The following is a 2,826-nucleotide window of genomic DNA, read 5'->3' on the forward strand; positions in this document are numbered from 1 at the left end:
GACCTGTTCGGATACATCGAGGGCTTCTACAATTCCCGCCGCCTGCACTCCGCCCTCGGCTACATCAGCCCGGCCGAGATGGAACGCAGAGCGGCTTAACCCCGTCCACTTTTTCGGGGGAAGATCATGCATAACACGACGCTGACGGCTGGCCAATGTGAGCGAAAGACACGACCTCTGTGCTTCATTTGTTGGGTCCAAAATCGCCCTGTATGCCAGAGGGGGCTCGGACTGGCGGGCCCTTTACGGTACCTCACAAATTGCATATACAATTTGAATGATCATCACCTGGGATGAGCCCAAGCGCCTCGCGAACATCGCAAAGCACGGCCTCGATTTCGCTGCGCTGGATGTGGAGTTCTTCCTGTCCTCGGTGGTGGTGCCGGCGAAGCTCGGGCGGTGGATGGCCATCGGGCACATGGCAGACGGGACCGCGGCGGTGGTGTTCGCCCGTCTTGGGGCGGAAGGCGTCGCTATCATCAGCATGCGCCCCGCCAGCGCGAAGGAACGGAGGCTGCTTCATGGCAAGCCGTAAGCGAAAGCAATTCGAGCCGGGCCACGGTTACACGCAGGCCGATTGGGATGCCGTGTCCGACGCGCCCGAAGCGGCCGACGCGGAACTGGCGCAGGCCCGGCCGTTTGCCGAGGCCTTCCCGGACCTTGCCGAGGCCGCCCGGCGCGTCCGTGGTCGTCAGCGCCAGCCGACCAAGGTGCCAGTGTCCATCCGGCTGAGCCGGGAGGTGGTGGAGCACTTCAAGGCTGGCGGCCCCGGCTGGCAGGCCCGTATTGACGATGCGTTGCGGCGGGCGGTGGCAGGCAAGGCCGGTAAGCCTTGATGATGCGGCCTGGGCTCACTCCACCTTGAAGGCGGGAAGCTTCGATATCTCGCGGTGAAGGGCAACAACCGAGGCCTCGCCGTAGTGCTGTCCCGTGTCGCGCTTGGTGTGGCCGACGATGAAATGGCGGGCTTCCTCGCCCACCCCATGCGCCCTGCACAGCATCATGAACAGGTGCCGCCAGCCGTGATTCGGCTGCACGTTCGGGTCTTTGACGCCGACTTGGCGAACCCACCCGGCGAGTCGCCCAGCCACCGTCTTCGAGGGATGGGCCTGGGCCTTGCCGCCGCGACGGGCTCTCGTCTCCTGATAGACTAGCGGGCCTTCGCCGCGCTCAGGACAAACGCCAGAATGCCTTGCCGGATGAGGTCGGGGTGTAGTGGCACCGTCCTGGGCTTGTCCGTCTTCACGGCCCCGGCCTCCGGCGAGATGCGGAAGACCCACACTCCCTGCACCTCTTGGAAGTCCTGCCCCCGGAGCTGTGCGACCTCGCCGACGCGGGCCCCGGAGTAGGCGCAGAGCCACGGCACCCATCGGCGAGCCATCAGCGTCTCACGCGTGTTGCGCCCCGGAGCCGCGAAAGCGTCAAGCGCCGCCTTTAGGATCGTGGTGGCCTCTTCGGCGGTGAAAGAGCGATCCCGCGCGCGAGGTAGTGCCTTGCCTGCGGAGCGGATGCCCTGGGCCGGGTTGGTCGGAATGCGACGGTTCGCCTTGGCCCAGTTCAGGACGGTGTTGAGCGGGGTGAGATATTTGGCGTTGATCGTCTTGGGCGCCAGCTTGCCCGTGGCGACAAGCGCATCCTTCCAGGCCACAACGTCCTCGGGCGTAACCGCCGCGGCGTCGTCGTGGGCCAAATGCTTCTCGAAGGCGCGCACCACGCGCTGGTGTTCGTACAGCGTCTTTGCCCTCGGCTGCCGCTCCCGCCCCCATGCTTCTACGATGCCGGAGAGAGAAACATCGGCCTTGCGGCGGGTCGTGGCCCGTGGTGCTGGAGCAACGGGGGCCGGAGCAAAGGCTGGAAAGCGCTGGGCCGCAGGATCGGGAGAATAGTCCCCCGCCGCAGCTCGCTTCAGGCACCATGCTGCATCCGTCGCGGCCTGTTCCACGGCATCCAACAAGCGGACACGACTGAGGCCATCGGTCACGACGCCATGGGTCGCGAGCACCCAGTCGGCCAACCAGCCAAAACGGCTCTCCATTGCTTCCAGGCGGTTCGCGGTGTCGCGTGGCAGGGCGTTAATGGAGCTAGTCAGGTCCGGGTGCCACGGCTCGGCTGCTGCAACGCTGCTGTCCACTTCCTCCGCCGACGGCCGGGGCACAGTTGAGATACGCCCCTCACCGGCCGCGCGATTGAAGGCCTTGACCGCAGCCCACATTTCCGGCGGCCCGGGGTTCTCCTCAAAGCGCTCTACGAACAGCCGATACACCTCGCCCGATAGTGCGATGATCTGGCGGTGGGTGAGGGGCTGAGGGCCGGAACGTATCGCGTTCCACCGCGTCTCAAGCTGGGCGAGCGCAATGCCGTGGCGGGACTTGGCGACGGCCGGATTGCGGGTGCGCAGCGAGAACTTCACCTCACGCCCCGGCCTGACCAGCGCGACGTGCTCCGGCTCTCCGGCTTCGGCAGGGAAGGCCAGGGCAACGGAATGTCCCTTGGCCGCATCAACGATGTCAGCGGGGACTCGGGCGCGGAATGAGAGGAAGGAGGTGTCTCGGCGACGGACGGGGCGGGTGACGTGAGCCCCTGATCCTCGTCCAGATTTAGGTAGAGTCCGTCGATCATGGAGACGGACGATGCGAGCCTCACGGTTCACAGAGGAACAGATCATAGGGATGCTGAAGGAGCAGGAGGCGGGCGCGAAGTGAACCGCCCCTAGATTCCTGGACGCCTTCTTCCCTAAATTTTTAGGCAAGGAGGCCCCGATGGGCAAAGCGAACTTCACCGAGGACTTCAAGCGCGACGCGGTCGTTCAGATCACCGAACGGGGCT

The 2,826-nt window shown here is 65.4% G+C and carries 4 protein-coding genes; 2 read left to right on the top strand and 2 right to left on the bottom strand.

All coding sequences use genetic code 11. The features are described 5' to 3' along the window. Positions 1-277: 277 nt before the first annotated feature. Together EJ105_RS27515 and EJ105_RS27520 are read left to right on the top strand one after the other, a co-directional pair. On the top strand, positions 278-535 hold the full coding sequence (locus EJ105_RS27515) for a BrnT family toxin (protein ID WP_250168868.1): 258 nt from the start codon (positions 278-280) through the stop codon (positions 533-535). Then, complete coding sequence (locus tag EJ105_RS27520; RefSeq protein ID WP_250168869.1) at positions 522-836, top strand: BrnA antitoxin family protein; 315 nt, start codon at positions 522-524, stop codon at positions 834-836. Before EJ105_RS27515 ends, EJ105_RS27520 begins: the two co-directional genes overlap by 14 nt. A gap of 15 nt (positions 837-851) precedes the next feature. Here EJ105_RS27520 and EJ105_RS27525 read toward each other — a convergent pair whose 3' ends face one another. Both EJ105_RS27525 and EJ105_RS27530 read right to left on the bottom strand, forming a co-directional pair. Then, positions 852-1,037: a site-specific integrase gene (locus EJ105_RS27525; RefSeq protein WP_250168870.1), complete on the bottom strand. Its 186-nt coding sequence runs from the start codon at positions 1,035-1,037 to the stop codon at positions 852-854. Positions 1,038-1,150: 113 nt separating this feature from the next. Further along, positions 1,151-2,410: a site-specific integrase gene (locus EJ105_RS27530; RefSeq protein WP_250168871.1), complete on the bottom strand. Its 1,260-nt coding sequence runs from the start codon at positions 2,408-2,410 to the stop codon at positions 1,151-1,153. Positions 2,411-2,826 lie beyond the last annotated feature (416 nt).

The organism is Xanthobacter aminoxidans (assembly GCF_023571765.1).
GTDB lineage: Bacteria > Pseudomonadota > Alphaproteobacteria > Rhizobiales > Xanthobacteraceae > Xanthobacter > Xanthobacter aminoxidans.